Source organism: Kushneria sp. Sum13, assembly GCF_052692355.1.
On sequence record NZ_CP199847.1, the window covers coordinates 3,389,545 to 3,409,099 of the forward strand.

Sequence of the window (19,555 nt, forward strand, 5' to 3'; positions counted from 1 at the left end):
CCACTGCAGAGAGCGCTGACATGAGTGCAGGACTGATTATTCTCGACCGGGATGGCGTAATTAACGAGGATTCCATCGAGTTCATCAAAAGCCCCGAACAATGGCTGTCCTTCCCCCAGGCGCTGGAAGCCATTGCTCGCCTGCATCAGGCGGGCTGGACGCTGGCGGTGGCCACCAATCAGTCCGGCATCGCCCGGGGCTACTTCACGGAAGACACGCTCACGGCCATGCACGACAAGATGCGTGATGAGGTCGAGGCCGCCGGCGGGCACATTACGCATGTGGTGTACTCCCCTCACGGCCCGGACGATGACAGTGATACCCGCAAGCCCAAACCCGGGCTCTTGTATCAGATTCGCGACCTGTGCCGGCTTGAGTGTCTTGATGACGCCTGGATGGTGGGTGACAGCCTGCGCGATTTGCAGGCCGGCCAGGCCGCGGGGTGCAAAACGGCGCTGGTGCTGACCGGCAAGGGAGAAATCACCCGGGGGGATCTGGATCAGCTCGACCGCCCCGACGATGTCGTGATTACCGAGTCACTGCTCGATTTTGCCAACCGTCTGCTCTCCGATGATCCGGCTCTAACCGCGCCTCGTCGGTAATGCCCGTCGGTAACGGCCTGCGGCACCGACGCGCACGGTCCACGCGAGGTCGGCAGGCGTCGTTTATACTGATCTCTCTCTTTTACACGGCATTGTTCACACGGGCGGCGTAACCATGACAGACACCAGCACGATCACATCCGACATCGTCATTGTCGGCGGCGGCATTGCAGGACTGGCCATGGCCGCCCGACTGGCGCAGCGCACCGCCTTTACCATCACGGTACTCGACGGTGACCGCACCCCCGAAATGCCTGATGAGGCATTGCAGCTTCGTACCACCTCGCTCAACAGTGCCGCATTGACCCTGCTGGAAGAGGCCGGCGTCATGGCCCATCTGCCGGCGCGTTTTCTGACCGATTTCAATCGGCTGGAAGCCGGCAGCCGCAATGCGCCGGATGCGCTGAGTTTCAGCGCCGAGGACATCGATCTGGCACGCTTTGGCGTCTTTGTCGAAAACGATCGCCTGCGTGCAGCGCTATGGCAGACCCTGGCTTCGCTGACGCAGGTCACCCTGATCAGTGACGCGCGCCTGTCGTCATTTCATCATCATGATGACCATGTGGATGGCCTGCTCGAGGATGGGCGGGCGCTTCACACCCGTTTGATCATCGGCGCCGACGGCGCACGCTCTCAGGTCCGCCATCTGGCCGGTATCAGCAGCCAGCAGCGCGATTACGCTCAGGAGGCCATGATCATCAATGTGCGCCTGACCGGCTCGCCCGGTCATACCACCTGGCAGATCTTTACACCCAGCGGCCCGGTCGCCCTGCTGCCCTTGCATGACCGACAGGCCTCGCTCATCTGGTATGACCGCCCGGGACAGATCCAGAAGCGCATGAGCATGAGTGATGACACGCTGCGCGCGGCCATCATCGAGGCTTTCCCAACGCGTCTTGGGCAGATCGACACCATCATCGAGCGCGGACGCTTCCCGATCCGCCGGCTGCATGCCCAGAGATATGCGGGCAAACGCGTTGTGCTGATTGGAGATGCAGCACATGTGATCCATCCGATGGCCGGTCAGGGCATCAATCTGGGGCTGGCCGATGTGGCCTCGCTGGCCGATGCCCTTGAGCATGAAAGTGATCCGGGCAACGACCAGGCGCTGAGCCGCTACCAGCGTCGCCAATGGCCGCGTAACGCTGCCATGCTGACCGGCGTCGAGCAGCTGCATCACCTTTTCACCCTGCCGTTTGCCCCCTTGCGCACGCTGGCAGAAAGAGGGCTGAGAGGGGCCGACCGCATGGGGCCGGTCAAGCGTTTCATGATGTCACTGGCCACCGGTCAGCCACTGACCACCGGCAAGGGGCCTGCGGACCATGACACATCGTCATGACAGTGATGAGGTTCTCGCGTTCTGGTTTGAGGAACTGACGCCCGGACAGTGGTTTCGACGCGATGAGTCCCTGGACAGCACCATTGCCACACGCTTTGGTGCGCTGCTGGTGTCGGCACGCCAGGGCGAACTGTCTCACTGGCGTCACAGCGATAGCGGTCGCCTGGCCGAGATCATCGTGATCGACCAGTTTTCCCGCAATGTCTATCGCGGTGATCCCCGTGCCTTCTCCCATGATGCACAGGCACTGGTACTGGCTCAGGAGGCCGTTCGTCTGGGCTGTGACCAGCGCCTGTCCCTGACGCAGCGCCCCTTTCTCTATATGCCCTGGATGCACAGTGAATCCTTGCTCATTCATCAGGAGGCCATCAGGCTTTTCGATCAGCCCGGTCTCGAGCGCCATCTCGACGTGGAACATCGTCATCGGGCCATTCTCGAGCGCTTTGGCCGCTATCCCCATCGCAATGACGTGCTGGGCCGTGACAGCATGCCTGAAGAGCGTGCCTTCCTGGCCACGCCGGGTTCCTCGTTCTAGCAGGCCATCGTTCTAACCGACACACGATGTTTCACGTGAAACATCAGGGTCAGAAGCAGAATGTCAGGGCAGGATCACCAGCCCCGCATGCTGATTGGGCAACTTCGGGCGCTCATCAGGCTCAGGATGGGTCAGCTTGTGACGCCGATGACTCTGGAACCGATATGCGTCCGGGTCAGGGCCATCCAGCGCCCCGGCACCGCCATCCGTCAGCGTGGTGATCGTACACTGGTCGAGATGCTCGATCTCACCGACACCGGCGGCCTCCAGCTTGTGACAGGCGATGGCACCCAGCGCCAGATGGCGCGGCAAGGGCGATATGATCTCATCGGGTATCGACAGGGACGCCCTGAATCGGGTGACCAGTGCCTCGCTGACCTCATAGGCCCTGGCACCGGCGGCCGGCCCGACCACCGCCCGCCACTGCGACAGATTGTCCCAGCACTGCGCCGTGATGCGTTCAAGCATTACCTCGATAATGCCGTCAAGCAGGCCGCGCCAGCCCGCATGCAGGGCACCTATATACCTGCCGCTACGATGCGCCAACAAAATCGGCAGGCAATCTGCCGTGACGATCGACACGGGAATACCCGGCCGATCGGTCAGAAATCCGTCGGCCTCACCGCAGGCCTGCCCCGGCCTCTCGACCATCACGATACGCGTACCGTGTACCTGCTGCTTTTGTGGGCGTGCCGCCTCGAATCCGACAAGAGACTCGGGCGTCAGCATCTGTCGGTGGCCGAAGCCATGCGCTATTGAGGGGATATCTGACAGCAGACAGGACGTGATCATGGGCGGAGCTCCGGTGACGCGCATGCCTTGATTGTAGGTGTTTGGTGCCGGCACGGGCTCAGCCCCGTATAACAGGCAAAAAAAAGCCTGCCAGGGGATGGCAGGCGACAAGAATATTTCTTGCAAGGGATCATTCAAGGGAACACTGACTTTGAGTCACCCACTGAAAAAGAGTTCCTGACAGGCGCAAAAAAATTTTCGATGCACCTCATCGTTTCTGATAGCGTGCTAACAAAATAAATTCATGTCAGACTCTCCCCCCTCTGCTGGACCCGTCATCAAAGGAGAATTTTCATGCCCTCCCCTCGTCTTTTCGAGCCGCTTAAACTTGGACAGCTTGAACTGCCCAATCGCATCCTGATTGCCCCCATGTGTCAGTACTCGGCCCATGAGGGCAATGCGACCGACTGGCATACCATCCACCTGGGGCATCTGGCGCTGTCCGGCGCTGGCCTGCTGATTCTGGAAGCCACGGCCGTCTCGCCGGAAGGCCGCATCAGTCATGGTGACCTCGGGCTCTGGAACGATGACAATGAAAAAGCCCTGAAAAAAACACTGGAAGCCATCCGTGCCCATTCGGATATGCCGCTGGGGATTCAGCTTGGTCATGCCGGACGCAAGGCCTCTACCCATGTGCCCTGGGAAGGGGGCGCACAGATCGCGCCGGATGCGGCGCGCGGCTGGCAGACCGTTGCTCCTTCAAGCATCGCCTACGGTAATGAAGAGAATCCCCCGCACGCACTATCCTCCGAGGAGATCGGCGAGATCCGCGAGCAGTTCAAGCGAGCCGCCGAGCGCTCGGCGCGCCTAGGCATCGAGGCGATCGAGATTCACGCTGCTCACGGCTATCTGCTGCATCAGTTTCTGTCGCCGCTGTCCAACCAGCGCAGTGACGAGTACGGCGGCAGCCTGGAAAACCGGATGCGACTGACGCTTGAGGTCTTTGATGCGGTGCGCGAGGTCTTTCCGCAGGAACGACCGGTCGGCGTCCGTATATCTGCCACGGACTGGGCAGACGGCGGCTGGAGTGTCGAGGAGAGCCAGACGCTGGCCCGTGAACTCGATGCCCGCGGCTGCAGCTTCATTCATGTCTCAAGTGGTGGGCTGACCTCGGCCCAGCAAATTCCGGTAGGCCCGAATTATCAGGTGCCCCTGGCGCGTGCCATTGGTGAGGTCGTTGACATGCCAACCATTGCGGTAGGACTGATCACGGAGCCGAAACAGGCAGAAGCCATCGTGGCCACGGGCGACGCCGACGCCGTCGCACTGGCCCGGACCATGCTGTACAACCCGCGCTGGCCATGGCATGCCGCTGCGGCACTGGGTGCCCAGGTGGCAGCGCCCAATCAATATCTGCGCTCGCAGCCGCATCAGTACAAGGATCTTTTTTTGAAATAACAAGATGATACAAGAGGCTACTAAGTAGCCTCTTTGCATGTTTTCATGCTCTCCATAACCACATCAATTAAATCCTCAGCAGTATAATCCACCTCTTTTTTAAATCTCTCCATAACACTCAAAAAAGCAGCTGACATGGTACTTAGGGTTGTGCGTGTATTAAGATAGTGGGCTGCACGAATACCACAAACATCATGATCCTCACTAACTTTCTTCACTTGCAAACCCATAACTGATAACAAACGAGCAAAATTTGTTTCCAAAAAACAGATCATGTGTGGTCGGTCAAGTATATCGAGCAGAACAGCCACATATGCATACAAAGCAGGAGTTATCAATCTATTTGTCATGGTCCCAGAAGATGATTTTCTAAAACCACTTGCTACTACAATACGAGAAACTTCACATATTTTTTCGCGGGATATCATTGAAACATTAACCTCATCATTATAAAGGTTCATCCCACAATGATCTTCTACAGGAAGCTTTTCATACTTTGGAGGCACAGGTATAACAATTCTTGTACACGCTGCTATTTCTCCCGTTTTTCTGCAGACAACAATTAAAGGAATAGCATGATTGTCGTGCGAATCTTTCTCTTGTTCCTCTGCTGTCAGATCAGAAAGCATGTACCCCAGTTCTTTCAGGAAAACCTTATACCTTAAATTATAAACGGAAAATCTATCTTTATCCGAGGATGCGATTCTCACGTCGAAATCAAGAAAAAATCTTTCTACGGTATCCATATGACTCTCACATGACTTTATTTTTCTTCACTTCCTGAGGACGACCCACATAATAACCTTGCGCATACGTAACACCATATAGCTCAAGGATACTTATCATTTTTTCATCCTCCACAAACTCTGCAATAACTTTTTTCCCAAACCCATGGGCAATATCAGCGATCGATTTTACAATCAGTCTATCCTTATCGTTATCGAGCATGTTTCTAATAAAAGACCCGTCGATCTTTATATAGTCAGAGGGTAGTTGATCCAGATAATGGAAGCTGCTGAACCCTACTCCAAAGTCATCCAGAGCTATATGGCAACCTAGCTCGCTAATACTCTGCAAGACGTTTCTTGCGGTCGCTAGATCAGACACAGCAGCCGTTTCAGTGATCTCGATAATAACTCTGGAGGGACAAACACTATTTTTCTCCATCTCCTTTTCAAGAAAATCTTTGATTGAATCATCATGAAGTGATTGCCCTGAGAGATTGATGGCAAAACTGACCTGATCATCCTTAAACTCACCCAATAACAAAACAGCTTCTTTAACAACCCAGCGGTCTATTTCAACAATCAATCCAAAGCGCTCTGCCACCGGTATAAAGGAGCCAGGCATATGTAGCAGGCCGTTTTCATCATGCATCCTGAGCAGGACTTCATAGTGTTTGACACTAAAGTCATCAATACGAACAATTGGCTGAAGCATCAGTGTAAACCGGCCGGCTGCAAGCGATGAGCGGATAAGTTCGACCCAATACACTCTCTCCTGCAACTGTTCACGGGATTCGTGAATGGAAGACAGTAGATGCCATTTTTGCGTGCTCTTTTCCTTCGCCTTGTACATGGCAAGATCGGCACTGGCCATTAGTTCCGTTTCGTTCTCTCCGTGCTCGGGATAAAGAGCGATACCAATACTGGCCATGGCTCGATGATGGCGCCCATTCTCGGAAAAAAGAATGCTTTCAAGTCTTTTATGAACCTTTTCAGCGGTGACGACAGCTTCCTGCGCATTAGCAGTTTCAAGAAGGATGGAAAACTCATCTCCTCCCTGACGGGCGACAATACACTCTCCGGCAAGTTCGCTGCTCAGCGCATCTGCTACCAGCCGCAAGAGCTGGTCGCCAGCATGATGACCACCCAGTTCGTTAACCATTTTGAACTGATCAAGGTCCAGATAAAGCACGGCTCCATGAGCACCGCGCGCAATGGCAGCTTCAAGAGATTGCTGAAAAAAACGTCGATTATAAAGAGAGGTTAATGGATCACGGTGGGCCAGCCATTCCAGCTGTTGTTCCGCTTTCTTGCGTGCCGAGATATCGAGCCCTACGGAGATGCGTTGTGCCGTTTTATCGTTATCTCCCATGGTCGTATGCACCCAGGTAATAATTTTCTCTTCCTGCTGAGCGCCTCTGACGACGCTTTCATGCTGTTCCATCGATGGGCTCAATGTTCGAGCATGAAGATGAAAAATATCCTTGAACCGCTTTCCAATAAGCTGTTGTTTCTTCATGCCCAGTAATTCAAGGGCATATTGATTCACCAATGTAATACGGCCATTGATATCCTGCGTAAAGATAAGCACATGCGCCGTATTCAGAAGGCCAGTGATAAAATCTCTTTCATGAGAAAGCTCCATAAGCCTTTCATTGAGCTGTTTGCCCTTGAAATCGACTTCTTCTTCAAGTACTTCCAACTGGTTGGCCAGCGTCTGAGCCGTTTGACCCAGCACGTCGATTTCATCATGCCAGAGCCCGCTTCTCACTTTTGCGTGCTGGCGAATCTTGTCGAAGCCGCCCTGTGCAAGCACTGGCAGCAAATAAGTAAGGCGCCTCAGGCGCGCCATGGGGCGCCACATGATTCCAAAAAGTAGTATTTCAGCGATGAGCCACCCACTCAATGCAATCAATAACGTATAGGTCGTCGTATGATTAATGGTACTGATTTGATCGCTGACATCCGAAGTTAAAATAAAGTAACCTTCACTGCTTTCTTCTTCGGCTTCTATGGGCATGGCCAGCAACTCGTAGAAGCGATCCCGATGCTTGATAATACGGGGGCTTCCCAGAAGCTGTTTGAATGAGAATTTTTCTACAGCGGCTCTTAGCAGTGAGAGCGTAGATTTTTCATCCGTAATCGCAGTAACCGTCATTGACCAGTCATTGATATAATGATCACTTTCCATATTCTTTTTATCGTTATTCAGCACAAGAGCGATATTGCCGCCTGCATTTTGAAGCGCATAAAGCGCAACATCGGCAAGCGGTCGCGCCACCAGAACACTTCCAACGCTATTACCCTTTAAAAGAATGGGAACAATCGCATACTGCCTGCAGTCCTGACGACAAAACACCTTGCTTTGAGGCATTTCACTGCGGCCAACTTCCTTTCCCCATCGAGCCGTTATGCCATCATCGATGCCGGACTGTGGCTGACCAACATGTAGAAAAACACTACCGTCCGTATTAAATACCGTAATCTCTTCAAGACCGCTCCCCAGTTGCAGGGTAGGCCATTGCGATTCAAGAACTTCTTCTCCTGTTGCAACGTTCTGAGCTATCAGAGAGACACCGAGGCTTTCGGAGGCCGCCACAATACTCCCAAGCTGGCGAAGATCATTGCTGTCACGCTTGATGGACACATCAATTTCATTGATCTGCCGTTCATAGTTGTTGTTTTGCATGACTTGAAACTGACGAGTCATGTTAATGTGGCTGACAAAAGTAAAAACAGACGCGAGTCCCAGCAAGACAAGGCTTGTCAGAAATATAGCGCGCCATTTAAGGCTGAAAAAATTTTGCTTCATATTTGTTATGCAGCCTCTTTTGTATACTTTAACAACTAGAATAAAAAGGAGGCCTGAAACATCAGCATATCCCAGTATCTGTCGAGATCTTCTCTATTATTATCCTCAGGCGGAATCCATCCCGTACCATCAATATTGTGATATTCGGCAGATAGCAATAAATTTGTCCACGGCTGCCATTTCAACCCCAGCGTCAGATCTCTGGCAAATCTTGAGTGTGCAGGACCGAGATTATCGTTTTCATATTGTTTTCCGCTTCGATCATGCCAGTTGTTGGACATAACGTCGTAGCGTACCAGCCAGCGCCAATCCTCAAAAAGCCGTCGGTCATACTGGAGATACCAGCTGTCTCCAATCACGCTTTGGTTTAGTTCAGAAACATCAAGTTCACTAACCTTTCTTCTTCTCAGCGCATACTCTGCCGTTAGACTCCAGTCAGCACTATTATACTGTGCGGACAAGGCAATCGGTTGAAATTTGAATTTCCCATCACCGAGTATCGAAGAATTGGTATTAAAGTTCGCATTAACGTCGGCAGCACTAAGTGCTAAAACAATTTTCCCACCATCGTGCTCGTATCGGATTTGACTTAATGAAGAAAACTGTCCATCCATGTCTATGGACAAATCAAGACCCCAAGGATTTAGAGCAGATTCTGCATCACCATTTAAGTTTGGCCACCCACCTTCTATAGAAAAATAAATGATACCGTTGCTTAACCTTTCTTCCTCATAAAAAAGAATACCATCAGACGACAACCCGAAAGACCTGGTCCTATCAAAATAAATGGATTGAGGAAGTAATATCCCCGGCCGAGTAAATGCAATATCTCTAGTCTTATTATATATACCGAACGGATGCTTGATTCTTCCAATCTGAGTTCCAAAAACTCGAGAATCGCTTGCAAAAAACTGATAATCGAGCAGTCCATAATCCAGTTTCGGTTCATAGTCACTATTATCATCACCTGCCCGGCGGCTCAGGGCCTGAGCAGAAATGAGCAGGTTATTGGTCGGACGCATGGACACATTGGCGCCGATTTCCGTGTACTGGAGGCTGCCACCATTCTGGCTGCTGGGACCAAAAAAATCATTGTGTCGGCTGACAATCAGCGCCTGACTCAAAAAACCATGCGCCTGCACGGTATCAAGAATATCGGCACGCGCCGGTGCGGTGCCGGCAACTATTGCCCCTGTCACCAGGGTGGAGGCATACAGGGCGCGCCAGCCGCGATTACTCCGGCGAAAAAACGCTGACGCTATCATCCACGGCTCCTTTATCCAGATAGCCCAGTCCGCCTGGTGTACTGGCCACACGTTGTCTCATCTCTTCAACCGAGCCGACTTCATTGGGCGCCTGTCCCGTACCGGAAAAGACCAGCCGGTCCCAGGAAAGGCGTAGTTGATGGGGGTAAACGCCAAGAATTTCCTTGGTAAAGCGCTCGTGCAAGGGATGCTTGTCGGGCAGCACAAAGACATGTGCCGCCTCGCCATCGGGCAGGGTACGCTGGCGCATGGCAAAAATGGCGCGCACGGTTTCCCGAGTCATGCTGCCAGGCGGCGTTGACGGATTAGCAATCAATACCACCGATTCCTGGGCATACGCCGCCTGACCGCTCAGGAGCAGCAACATGGCCAGCGATACTAGTACCATCATGCCTTTCGGCATTTTTCAGGCTCCCTGCCCTTGCCAGAATAAAAGCCACTTCCAGCTACCTCAGGCAGCATGAGTCGGCGCGTCTCGTCAACGGGGGTCCGATATGAGACGGCCATCATGCCTGCACGGCGTCAGCATCAAAGGCTCAAGAAGCAGCGTTTCATCCGTGCATATCGTCATTAACCAGGCTTTTTCAGATCCACCTGCATTAAAAATACAGACTAAAGACTGTCATGATGGCCCTGTGCCGATGCCTTTGCATTGTTCTTTTACAGAATGATAACGCTTACATTAGAAATGTATATGTGCAGATCGGGTGATACGACGCGTACTTTTCACTTAATTGCTCAAAACCTCATTATCATTAACTTTCTGGTATTGCTACGCCTCGCTTTTCAGCTTTTAGAATGGTCTGGACGGGTATTGAGAAGGGTCAGCGCCCAGGGAAAACAGAGAAAGGATATAAAAAATCGCCCCGGGATGGGGCGATTTTTAAACAGGGCCGGCAGGAACACCCGACATTGAAGACATCTTTCAGCGGCGGCGGGCGTAATGGTTTTCCTGCTGCTCCTGACGCTGCTTGGCCTCGATGGAAAGCGTGGCCGTCGGGCGCAGCAGCAGGCGCTTGAGCCCGATAGGCTCACCGGTCTCTTCACAGAAGCCGTACTCTCCTTCATCAATGAGATCGAGCGTTGCGTTGATCTTGCGCCACAGACGCGTTTCGCGATCGGCCTGACGCAGGGTATACCGCAGTTCTTCTTCACTGGCGGCGCGGTCGCTGTCATCTCCGCTGCTTTCAGCCATACCGATACTGCCGCGCATTTCTTCAAGCGTCGTTTCGACTTCCTTGCGTTCGTTGAGCAGCAACTGGCGAAAATACGCCAGCTGCGCCTCGTTCATATAGTCCTCAGCCGGCATGGCGAGAAGCTCTTGTTCGTTGGCAGGGATATTGGCTGTCATGATGCTTCGCCTCACTGAGTCCATTCAAAAAAGCGTTCTAACATAGCAGAAAACCGACGTGACAGGGCAAGTATGGTCGGTAGTTCAAATTCAGCCCAGACGACTGTGGTCGGATACCCTGTCCGTGACCGCACTGAACAGGAGACAACATGAACACCATGGATGATCTGAGCACTACGCCAGATGACGCTCGACAGTACAGTCCGGCAGCGCAGCGCAACAAGACGCCCCTGCTGGACGTTCTCCGGGCGCGGCTTGGCAAAGGGTCGCGCATACTGGAAATTGCCAGTGGCAGCGGCGAACACATTGTGCACTTTGCCCGCGAGATGTCGGAGCACGAATTCATTCCCAGCGACGCACATCCTGCAGCGCTGGCCTCGATTGCCGCCTGGCGTGAAGTGCTGCGTCGTGAAATGCCTGAGGTCCGGCTGCATATCCCCCTGGCCCTGGAGGTGGCGCAACAGCCATGGCCGCTGGAAGCGGAAAGTATCGATGCCATGCTGTGTTTCAATATGATCCATATCGCGCCGTGGCAGGCCACGCTGGATCTGATGGCAGGCGCTGCACGGTATCTGACACCAGAGGGATGGCTGCTGCTGTATGGCCCCTTCAGCCGCCACGGGGTCCACCAGGCCGAGAGTAACGCCGCTTTCCATCAGAGCCTTCAGGCTCGCGATCATCGCTGGGGCGTTCGGGATCTGGAGGAGGAGGTATTGCCAGCAGCACAGGACGCCGGTCTGACAATGACCGAGATCATCGAGATGCCGGCCAATAACCTTTGTCTTCGACTGTCGCGCAGGCGCTGACGCCGAGCATTACTGGGATTCACGCACGCGTTCAAGCGCGTCACTGGAAATGTAGCCCTGCTCGTGCGCATGTTCGGCCATGGTCAGGCTGTCAGAGGCCAGTACCAGCGAGCATTCGTGGTTCTGCTCCTTGTTGATCTGAGCAGAGAGCGCCTCGATGGCCTGCTGACGATCGGCATCGTTACTGACATCCCGGATATAGACCGTTCGAATGCGCCCGGGGTAGGCTCGAACAATCTCGGTGTAGACTTCGGGATCATGCTGGCCGCTGTCGCCGATCAGCACAAATGGCAGGGGATCATAAAGCTCGAGCATGGTCTCGATGAGCTCGCGCTTGTGGTCTTCTGCCTTGCGCGGCAGCGGGTGCTGAAGGGTCAGCCCCCATTCGCGCAGGAACAAAATCGGCCCGACCGGAATGCGATTGAGGCGGAAAAACGCCTCCAGCATCTCATAGATGCTCCACGGTGCCCGCGAGACGTATAAAAGCGGGCGCTGACAGTGCTGATCACCATCGCCCACGTGAAAGCCCCGGTAAAGGGCCGCCACGCCGGGAAAGGCCATGCGCTGCTCGGCGCGGGCAATGAAGAGGTGATACATCATCTTCAGCTTGTTGGCCACGCCGGTATACATCACCGTGTCGTCAATATCGCTGATAACGGCAAAGTCGATATCGGCCGGTGGAATATAAATATCGGCGACGGCCTCGCCCCCCGCACTATCGTTGGCGCGGACACTCTTTTGGTCCTTGCTCGGCGACAGAATGCGAAGATGTGCCTCATGCCAGATCTGATCACCGGGCAGGGGCGTGTTGAGCTGAATATGGGCGTTGAAATAGCCATCCCGGTCGGTGGTGACCGTAACCGTTTCTCCCCCCAGCTGGATCTGAACATCGATGTACTTGATGCCCCAGCGCACGGTACGCCGCACGATATCAGCCAGGTCACGGCGCCATGAATTCTCGGGAAGGTTCAGGTTAAAACCAGGCTGGCGAAAGACCCGGCCCATCATGAACACTTCACGATGCGTGCCGTACCCCCGATAGGTATGAATCAACCTGCCGCCATGGACCTTTTCTGACTTGGCCGGACGCGCCACCACGTGAAGCAGTTTTTTAAGGCCCTTGATCAGGGTGGTAGTGGAGCGACGTGGCATTGAGCTTAACCCGGTAAAAGACATCGGTTGCCAGAAATGGCGACATGAAAGGGCCGCCCTGTGGCATCACCCTCAAGCGTAGTCGCACCGCGCGGCCCTGTCGCCCGTCATGCCGGGCGGGCCCGGTGGCGCTGAATGCTCATCACGCCCAGGGCTGAAAGTCCGCAGCCCACGGCCAGATAGAACGCTACCGGCAACCAGCTGCCGCCGGCCATGCTCACAAGTGCTGCGGCAATGAACGGCGTAAATCCACCGCCCACCACACTGGCCACCTGATAGCCCACCCCCGCGCCGCTATAGCGATAGGCCGTTCCAAACAGCTCGGCAAACATCGGCTGCTGCACACTGACCACCATGTCGTGGGCCAGGTTGGCCAGCATGACGGCAAAAAAGACGATCCAGACCACCGAGCGAGCCTCCAGCGCCATGAAAAAGGGAAAGGCACACAGCACGCCGACCACGGCCCCGACCACATAGATGCGCCGCCGACCGAAACGGTCGGCCAGCAGCGCAAACAGCGGAATGGTCACGCAGCTGATGGCGCCGACCAGCAGCCCGATGTTGAGAAAGAGCTCACGTGAGAGCCCCAGATAACTGGTGGAATAGCTCAGCGCGAAGGTGGTCACAATGTACATCGTGAAAAGCTCGGCCAGACGCAGCGCAATGATCTGCAAAAACGCCTTCGGATGACGGCTCAACGCCTCAAGCACCGGTGGGCGAGAAGGCGTCTGCCCCCTTTCCGCAACGTTTTCCCTGAACTCGGGCGACTCCTCAAGGCCTGCGCGCACCCAAAAGGCAATCGCGACCAGCACAATCGAGAAGACAAACGGCAGTCGCCAGCCCCAGCTCTGAAAGGCCGCATCATCAAGAAAGTGACTCAACAGTGACACGCTGCCGGTGGCCAGAATCAGCCCCACACCGTAGCCGACCTGGACACCGCTGCTGTAAAACGCCCGCCGATGACGCGGCGCGCTCTCGACCGCCATCAGGGCCGCCCCGCCCCACTCACCGCCTACGGCAAAGCCCTGCAGCGCCCGCAGCACCACCAGCAGTATCGGCGCCCAGACACCAATGCTGGCATAGGTGGGCAGCAGTCCGATCAGTGCCGTGGAAACACCCATCAACATGACCGTCAGCACCAGCATGCGCTTGCGCCCGAGTCGGTCACCAAAATGGCCGAACACGATGCCCCCCAGCGGGCGGAACAGAAAGCCCACACCGAAGGTGGCCAGCGCCGCCAGCGTGCCCGCGGCCGGACTCACGTTGGGAAAGAACTGGCCATTGAACACCAGTGCCGCCACGATGCCGTAAAGCAGAAAGTCATACCAGTCGACCACGGCGCCGACAAAACTGCCCAGCGCTGCACGACGCGCCTGCTGTTCATGGGTCAGCACGCCCGAATGACTTTCTGCACGCATGTTTTAAAGCCTCTGTGATGAATCGCTCAGTGAAGGCCTGCGACAATGCCAGTGCTCGCCCTGGGCGTCCACCGCCAAACAGGCATAAAAAAACCGCCTGCCTGAGCAGACGGTTGTGATCACACCATACCGATGTCTTAACGCGTGATCAGCGGTTACCGCTGTTGTCTGCCGAGCGCGGCGCACTGCGACGACGGCGCGCAGGACGCGCCTGCTCATTGCTGTTGCCGCCATTACCACCGTTACCACCGCTGCGAGAGCGATTGCCCGAGCTACTGCGACCGGCACCGCCCCCGTTGCGAGCGCCACCGCCATTGTTGCGCGACGGGCCACTGCCCTGACGACGCTGACCGCCGCCCGGGCGCTGCTCCCGTTCATCCGGCGTTTCCGGCACGGCACGCGTAAAGTCAAAGCCCTCGGCAGTGGCCACCGGAATGGCACGACCGATCAGCTTCTCGATCTGCTTGAGCTGGCTGCGCTCATCGGGCATCACCAGCGAGACCGCCTGGCCGCTGGCACCGGCACGGCCGGTACGACCGATGCGGTGCACGTAGTCGGAGGGCGTCTTGGGCAGCTCGAAGTTCACCACGTTGGGCAGCTCGGAAATATCAATGCCGCGCGCGGCCACATCGGTGGCCACCATCACCTGCACTTCGCCGTTTTTGAAGCCGGAAAGCGCGGCAGTTCGGGCATTCTGGCTCTTGTTGCCATGAATGGCCGCCGCCGTGATGCCGGCCTTTTGAAGATGCTGCGTCACCCGGTTGGCCATGTGCTTGGTGGCCGTAAAGACCAGCGCCTGGGACCACTGATGATGGGTGATCAGATGGGTCAAAAGCGCCATGCGCTGGGGCTTTTCGACCATGTAGATCGACTGATCGACGCTTTCGGCCGCGGTGTTGCGCGGGGCCACATCGATGCTGACCGGGTTATCCAGCAGCGTACCGGCCAGCTCGCGGATCTCTTTTGAGAAGGTCGCGGAGAACAGCAGGTTCTGACGCTTTCTGGGCACCAGACGCAGGATCTTCTTGATGTCGTGGATAAAGCCCATGTCCAGCATGCGGTCGGCTTCATCAAGCACCAGGGTTTCGACCTGATCCAGACGCACGGCCTTTTGATTGACCAGGTCCAGCAGTCGGCCCGGGCAGGCCACCAGGATATCCACGCCATCACGCAGACGCGCGATCTGCGGGTTGACCTTGACGCCGCCGTAGACCACATCGCTTTTCAGACGCGGACGCAGGTGCACGCCGTATTTCTCGACCGACTCCCCGATCTGGGCGGCCAGCTCGCGAGTCGGGGTCAGAATCAGTGCCCGAACCGGACGCCTGGATTCAAAACGCTGACGCGACAGACGCTCCAGAATCGGCAGGGTAAAGCCTGCGGTCTTGCCGGTACCGGTCTGAGCCGCCGCCAGAACATCGCGACCTTCAAGGCAGGCCGGAATGGCTTTTGATTGAATGGGGGAAGGTGTCTGGTAACCAGCATCTTCGAGAGCACGCAAAAGCTCGGGCGACAGCCCAAGTTGGGAAAATGACATCGACAGGTTGTCTCATGGCGCTATCGGATGCTGGCGTCTTCTTCGCGAGAGCGACAGCGCCGTGACAGCGCAGGGGGAATTTCAATGACGGAGGCAGGCCAACGACCTGCCCGTGCGAAGAGGAGCGCCAACATAGGGGATTTGCGCCCCGATTGCCAGCGTTATCGTATTGTGGTCTTGATCGTTACCGCGCCGTGACGCCCGCTTCGGCCTCGTCAGGATCCTCGAAATGCAGGCCCCAGCCGGTGGCCGCGGCAAACAGCATGATCAAAAGCAGACACCAGCCGTGGAAGACAAACGGGAAGACCTCGGTGGGCGCAACAATCGGCAGCCAGTCATACTGTTCCTGCATGGTCGTGATGGTCGCCCAGCCCAGCAGGACCGGCGCGCCCCAGGGGAAGATATAGCCCAGCGCCGAGGTCACGGCATCCAGCATGTTGGCACGACGATAGCGGTGAATGCGGTACTTTCTGCCCAGCTCGCGCACGAATGGCGCAGCCGCTATCTCGGCGGCCGTATTGATGGTGATGGCCGAGTTCAAAAGCGCCACGATCCCCCAGATAGCCAGCTCCGCGCGGCGCACGGAATCGCCGATCCAGCGCATCATGGCGCGAGTCACAGCGTCCATGGTGCCCCCCAGCCTGAGCAGATGGGCCGTGGCGACGATCAGAAGTATCAAAATCGCCATGTTGACGTAGCCACTGACGCCATCCACCAGCGCACCGGTGACGACGCTGTCACTTTCAGGGTCAAAGGCCATGATGTCGCCGGGGGCGGCCAGGCCTGCCACCACGATCACGACGGAGGCCAGAACGATCCCCCAGGTCAGTGAGGTGATCAGATGATGGCCACGCAGGGCCAGCAACAGCACCAGCGCAAAGGGAACGAGCATCAAAAGCCCGGTTGGGTCGGTCTGGGCCATCATCGCCTCAAGCGCGGCATCGTTGCCCTCGACACTGCCGCTGGCATTGCCCAGCAGCACAAACAGCACCAGCGAGGGTACGGCCGCCATGATCGAGTACTTGAAGCGGCTGCGCACCACGCCCGGGACATCCGCGTCCTGGGTCGTGGCTGACACGATGGTCGTATCCGACACCGGGGCCAGGTTATCCCCGAAAATGGCGCCGGCCAGAATGGCCCCGAACAGCACCACCGGATCACATCCCAGCGCCACGCCGGCGGGATACATCAGGGTACTGAAAGCCACCGTAGTGCCGTAGCCGGTGCCGACCGCCGTGGAAAATACCGCCGCCAGCACAAAGGTCAGCCCCACAAACACACCGCCGGAGGCGCCCGAAATACCGCCCAGCCAGACCAGCCCTTCCACCAGCCCGCCGGTCTGCAGCACCTGCGCCAGCATGCCGGCATAAAACCAGGCCACCACGGCGATCACCCCGATCGGCTGGGCCATGCCGTCGAAAAGCCCCTGCGCGTAGTTTTCCCAGCGGCTTTTGCAGAATAAAAGCCCCAGCGTCAGACCGAACAGAGCACCCATGACCAGGCCGATTTCGGAAGAGAGCCCCAGTACACTGGTGATGATGGCCCAGCCGACAAAAAACGTCAGCGGCACGGCAGCGCCCAGGGCGCCAAGGCGAAACTTCAGGGTCGGCTCGTGTTGAGCAGGGGTCGTTGTGCGGTTATCCGATGTGTCGATCATGCCGTCTCTTCCATCGTCGTCTGAAAGCGTGGGCGCGCAGGAGGTTCATCGCGGCCCGATACCGGGTGCCTGCTGACAGCCCGAAAGGATCGTGTCCTCCACGACAGCGGCGCTGCATCAGGTTTTTGTGAAGTGTGACCGGATCAAACAGACAGGACAATCGCCCTGGACCAATGGGCAGCCAGCGTACAAGGTCAACGCAGGCTGAGCTAAGCTCTCGTCAGTATCTTTCCTACAGGAGCGCTCGATTGACCCCGCCACTTCACAACCGACGCCGCATTGCCACGCTCTGCCTGCTGGGGGCGCTGGTGTTATATGTCGTCAGCATCTGGTATCAGGGCCGTTTTCCGGCACTGGAATACGTGTCAGCCTTTGCCGAGGCGGCCATGATCGGGGGCATCGCCGACTGGTTTGCGGTCACGGCGCTGTTTCGTCATCCGCTGGGGCTGAAGATTCCGCATACGGCGATCATCCCGCGCAACCGGGCGCGACTGGGGAAGAGTCTTTCAGGGTTTATTCGCGAGAACTTTCTGTCGGAAGCCTACGTGCGTGACAGCGTTCGCCGCTTTGACGTGGCAGGCGCGCTGGTGAACTGGCTGTCACGCCCCGAGCGACGCGCCATGGTCGCCGAGCGCCTGACCCAGGCCATGAGCACGTCACTGTCGGCGGTTCGCCAGAGTGCGGCGCGGGATTTCCTGACCCGCACCCTGCGCCACCATCTGGGACGTATCAATACCGCCCGGCTGATGGGCAGCGCGCTGAGCGTGCTGGCCGCCGAGGGGCGCCATCAGGCGCTGCTGGATGACTCTCTGGCCCGGCTTTCGCGCTGGCTCGAGGTCGAAGACAATCAGGAACGGGTCAAGCACTTCATTACCGGTACCGTCTTCAAGCTGTTCAACCCGCGGGTGATGGGGCGCGAAGTCAGCATGCACCGGCTGGCCGGCTGGCTGATCAACGAGCGTATTGTCGAGCAGAGTGCCCGCCTGATCAGTGAGGTCAGCGACGACCCCGACCACCCGCTGCGCCACCATCTGGATCGCCAGTTTGCCGAATTCATCGAGCGCATGCGTCATGACCCGGCCTTTGCCCGGCGTCTGGACCGCCTGCGCGATGATATCCTCAACAATGACCGCCTCAGCGACTATGTCGCCGGCGTCTGGGAAGAACTGATGGACTGGCTGGCCCGTGACCTGAAAGCCCAGGACTCTCAGTCACGCGCCTGGCTTGAGCATTTCATCGATTACTACGCGCGCACGCTTGAACATGACGCCCCGGCGCGCGAATGGCTCAACGAGCAGGCCGTGACACTGCTGCCGGCGATGGTCGAGCGGAACGGGTCGCGCATCGATGACTATATCCAGCGCTATCTGGACAGCCTCGACAGTGACGAGATCGTCGCCCAGATCGAGAAAAACGTCGGCAATGACCTGCAGTTCATCCGCATCAACGGCACCCTGGTCGGCGGCCTGATCGGGCTGGCCATTCATGCCCTGACCCAGCTGGTGCTGACGCTTTAACGATTGAGGCTTGAAAGCACTGCGGTGCCACCGAATCACTCTAGGGTGACAAAGACCGAGCGACGCGGCTGCCCGTTGACCGCTCGGCTGATGTGCCCCCGCCCGGTGGTGTCCTCGCACAGCAGGATATCGCCGGTGTTCAACCGCCTTGTTTCACCACTGCCCACGGTAATGTCCACGCTGCCATCCAGCATCAGGATGTACTGGCGCTGCGGCGCGTTGTGCCAGCCATAGTTGTAATCGGCAGCGGTTTCACGAAAGACAAGGCCGGTGGCCGGAATGCGTACCGACAGTCTTCCGATCTCGGCGTCACCGCCTACCTCAATGTGTAAATTTTCGAAGTGGGATTCGCCGTCCTCCCCGGAATACAGTCTCGTCACATGCATCAGGCGCACTCTTGTTATGTCATGAGAGTGCCCATAGTGCCCTGTTATGCCGAACTGACCTGTGCCGTTCATGCTCGATGTGGGCACATGATGCCACCTCTTAAGCATCAACGATGTTTCACGTGAAACATGCCTCTGGCATACGACCTTCTCTTTGGGCGTCATAGCCCTGGTCTCTACGGGGCGATAGGACTAATCCATGAAGTTACCGTGATATCTTTCGCGTTCGGGGCCGCTCGTGACCGGTTCCAGACACGATCCGT

At 56.7% G+C, this 19,555-nt stretch carries 17 protein-coding genes; 6 read left to right on the plus strand and 11 right to left on the minus strand.

Annotation, left to right across the window (positions count from 1 at the left end; translation table 11 throughout):
* Positions 1-20: 20 nt before the first annotated feature.
* The 3 genes from gmhB to ACUN8C_RS15700 all read left to right on the plus strand — a co-directional run bounded on the left by gmhB (position 21) and on the right by ACUN8C_RS15700 (position 2,476).
* Complete coding sequence (gmhB, locus tag ACUN8C_RS15690; protein WP_445620091.1) at positions 21-602, plus strand: D-glycero-beta-D-manno-heptose 1,7-bisphosphate 7-phosphatase; 582 nt, start codon at positions 21-23, stop codon at positions 600-602.
* Positions 603-717: 115 nt separating this feature from the next.
* Positions 718-1,941, plus strand: a complete 1,224-nt coding sequence (locus ACUN8C_RS15695) for an FAD-dependent monooxygenase (RefSeq protein ID WP_445620092.1) — start codon at positions 718-720, stop codon at positions 1,939-1,941.
* Entirely contained in the window at positions 1,925-2,476 is a 552-nt protein-coding gene (locus ACUN8C_RS15700; protein ID WP_445620093.1) for a DUF924 family protein, read from the plus strand. The genes ACUN8C_RS15695 and ACUN8C_RS15700 overlap by 17 nt, the downstream gene beginning before the upstream one ends.
* A 63-nt stretch (positions 2,477-2,539) precedes the next feature.
* Here ACUN8C_RS15700 and ACUN8C_RS15705 read toward each other — a convergent pair whose 3' ends face one another.
* The gene (locus tag ACUN8C_RS15705; RefSeq protein WP_445620094.1) at positions 2,540-3,268 is read right to left on the minus strand and encodes a polyphenol oxidase family protein; all 729 of its coding nucleotides are present in this window, start codon (positions 3,266-3,268) and stop codon (positions 2,540-2,542) included.
* A gap of 294 nt (positions 3,269-3,562) precedes the next feature.
* Here ACUN8C_RS15705 and ACUN8C_RS15710 point away from each other — a divergent pair, with 294 nt between their 5' ends.
* Positions 3,563-4,666, plus strand: coding sequence for an NADH:flavin oxidoreductase/NADH oxidase (locus ACUN8C_RS15710; RefSeq protein ID WP_445620095.1), 1,104 nt, complete (start codon positions 3,563-3,565; stop codon positions 4,664-4,666).
* A 20-nt stretch (positions 4,667-4,686) separates the two neighbouring features.
* Here ACUN8C_RS15710 and ACUN8C_RS15715 read toward each other — a convergent pair whose 3' ends face one another.
* The 5 genes from ACUN8C_RS15715 to dksA form a co-directional block, all read right to left on the minus strand.
* Positions 4,687-5,412 (minus strand): GNAT family N-acyltransferase, encoded by a 726-nt coding sequence (locus tag ACUN8C_RS15715; protein WP_445620096.1) that lies wholly within the window; start codon positions 5,410-5,412, stop codon positions 4,687-4,689.
* 7 nt (positions 5,413-5,419) lie between these two features.
* Entirely contained in the window at positions 5,420-8,203 is a 2,784-nt protein-coding gene (locus tag ACUN8C_RS15720; protein ID WP_445620097.1) for an EAL domain-containing protein, read from the minus strand.
* A gap of 35 nt (positions 8,204-8,238) precedes the next feature.
* Complete coding sequence (locus tag ACUN8C_RS15725; RefSeq protein ID WP_445620098.1) at positions 8,239-9,468, minus strand: hypothetical protein; 1,230 nt, start codon at positions 9,466-9,468, stop codon at positions 8,239-8,241.
* Positions 9,437-9,859 (minus strand): hypothetical protein, encoded by a 423-nt coding sequence (locus ACUN8C_RS15730; protein ID WP_445620099.1) that lies wholly within the window; start codon positions 9,857-9,859, stop codon positions 9,437-9,439. Before ACUN8C_RS15730 ends, ACUN8C_RS15725 begins: the two co-directional genes overlap by 32 nt.
* A 534-nt stretch (positions 9,860-10,393) precedes the next feature.
* The gene (dksA, locus tag ACUN8C_RS15735; RefSeq protein WP_445620100.1) at positions 10,394-10,819 is read right to left on the minus strand and encodes an RNA polymerase-binding protein DksA; all 426 of its coding nucleotides are present in this window, start codon (positions 10,817-10,819) and stop codon (positions 10,394-10,396) included.
* A 149-nt stretch (positions 10,820-10,968) separates the two neighbouring features.
* On the opposite strand from dksA, the gene ACUN8C_RS15740 reads away from it, so the two are divergent.
* The gene (locus ACUN8C_RS15740) at positions 10,969-11,625 is read left to right on the plus strand and encodes a DUF938 domain-containing protein (protein WP_445620101.1); all 657 of its coding nucleotides are present in this window, start codon (positions 10,969-10,971) and stop codon (positions 11,623-11,625) included.
* A gap of 9 nt (positions 11,626-11,634) precedes the next feature.
* On the opposite strand, the gene ACUN8C_RS15745 is transcribed toward ACUN8C_RS15740, so the two are convergent.
* The 4 genes from ACUN8C_RS15745 to ACUN8C_RS15760 all read right to left on the minus strand — a co-directional run bounded on the left by ACUN8C_RS15745 (position 11,635) and on the right by ACUN8C_RS15760 (position 17,389).
* Positions 11,635-12,777, minus strand: coding sequence for an App1 family protein (locus tag ACUN8C_RS15745; protein WP_445620102.1), 1,143 nt, complete (start codon positions 12,775-12,777; stop codon positions 11,635-11,637).
* Positions 12,778-12,884: 107 nt separating this feature from the next.
* A complete protein-coding gene (gene shiA / locus ACUN8C_RS15750) occupies positions 12,885-14,195 on the minus strand; it encodes a shikimate transporter (RefSeq protein WP_445620103.1) in 1,311 nt (436 codons plus the stop codon).
* Between the two features lie 148 nt (positions 14,196-14,343).
* Complete coding sequence (locus ACUN8C_RS15755; protein ID WP_108841421.1) at positions 14,344-15,732, minus strand: DEAD/DEAH box helicase; 1,389 nt, start codon at positions 15,730-15,732, stop codon at positions 14,344-14,346.
* Positions 15,733-15,916: 184 nt separating this feature from the next.
* Entirely contained in the window at positions 15,917-17,389 is a 1,473-nt protein-coding gene (locus tag ACUN8C_RS15760; RefSeq protein WP_445620104.1) for a Na+/H+ antiporter NhaC family protein, read from the minus strand.
* A gap of 248 nt (positions 17,390-17,637) precedes the next feature.
* On the opposite strand from ACUN8C_RS15760, the gene ACUN8C_RS15765 reads away from it, so the two are divergent.
* Positions 17,638-18,906, plus strand: coding sequence for a DUF445 domain-containing protein (locus ACUN8C_RS15765; RefSeq protein WP_445620105.1), 1,269 nt, complete (start codon positions 17,638-17,640; stop codon positions 18,904-18,906).
* Between the two features lie 35 nt (positions 18,907-18,941).
* On the opposite strand, the gene ACUN8C_RS15770 is transcribed toward ACUN8C_RS15765, so the two are convergent.
* The gene (locus ACUN8C_RS15770) at positions 18,942-19,292 is read right to left on the minus strand and encodes a hypothetical protein (RefSeq protein WP_445620106.1); all 351 of its coding nucleotides are present in this window, start codon (positions 19,290-19,292) and stop codon (positions 18,942-18,944) included.
* Positions 19,293-19,555 lie beyond the last annotated feature (263 nt).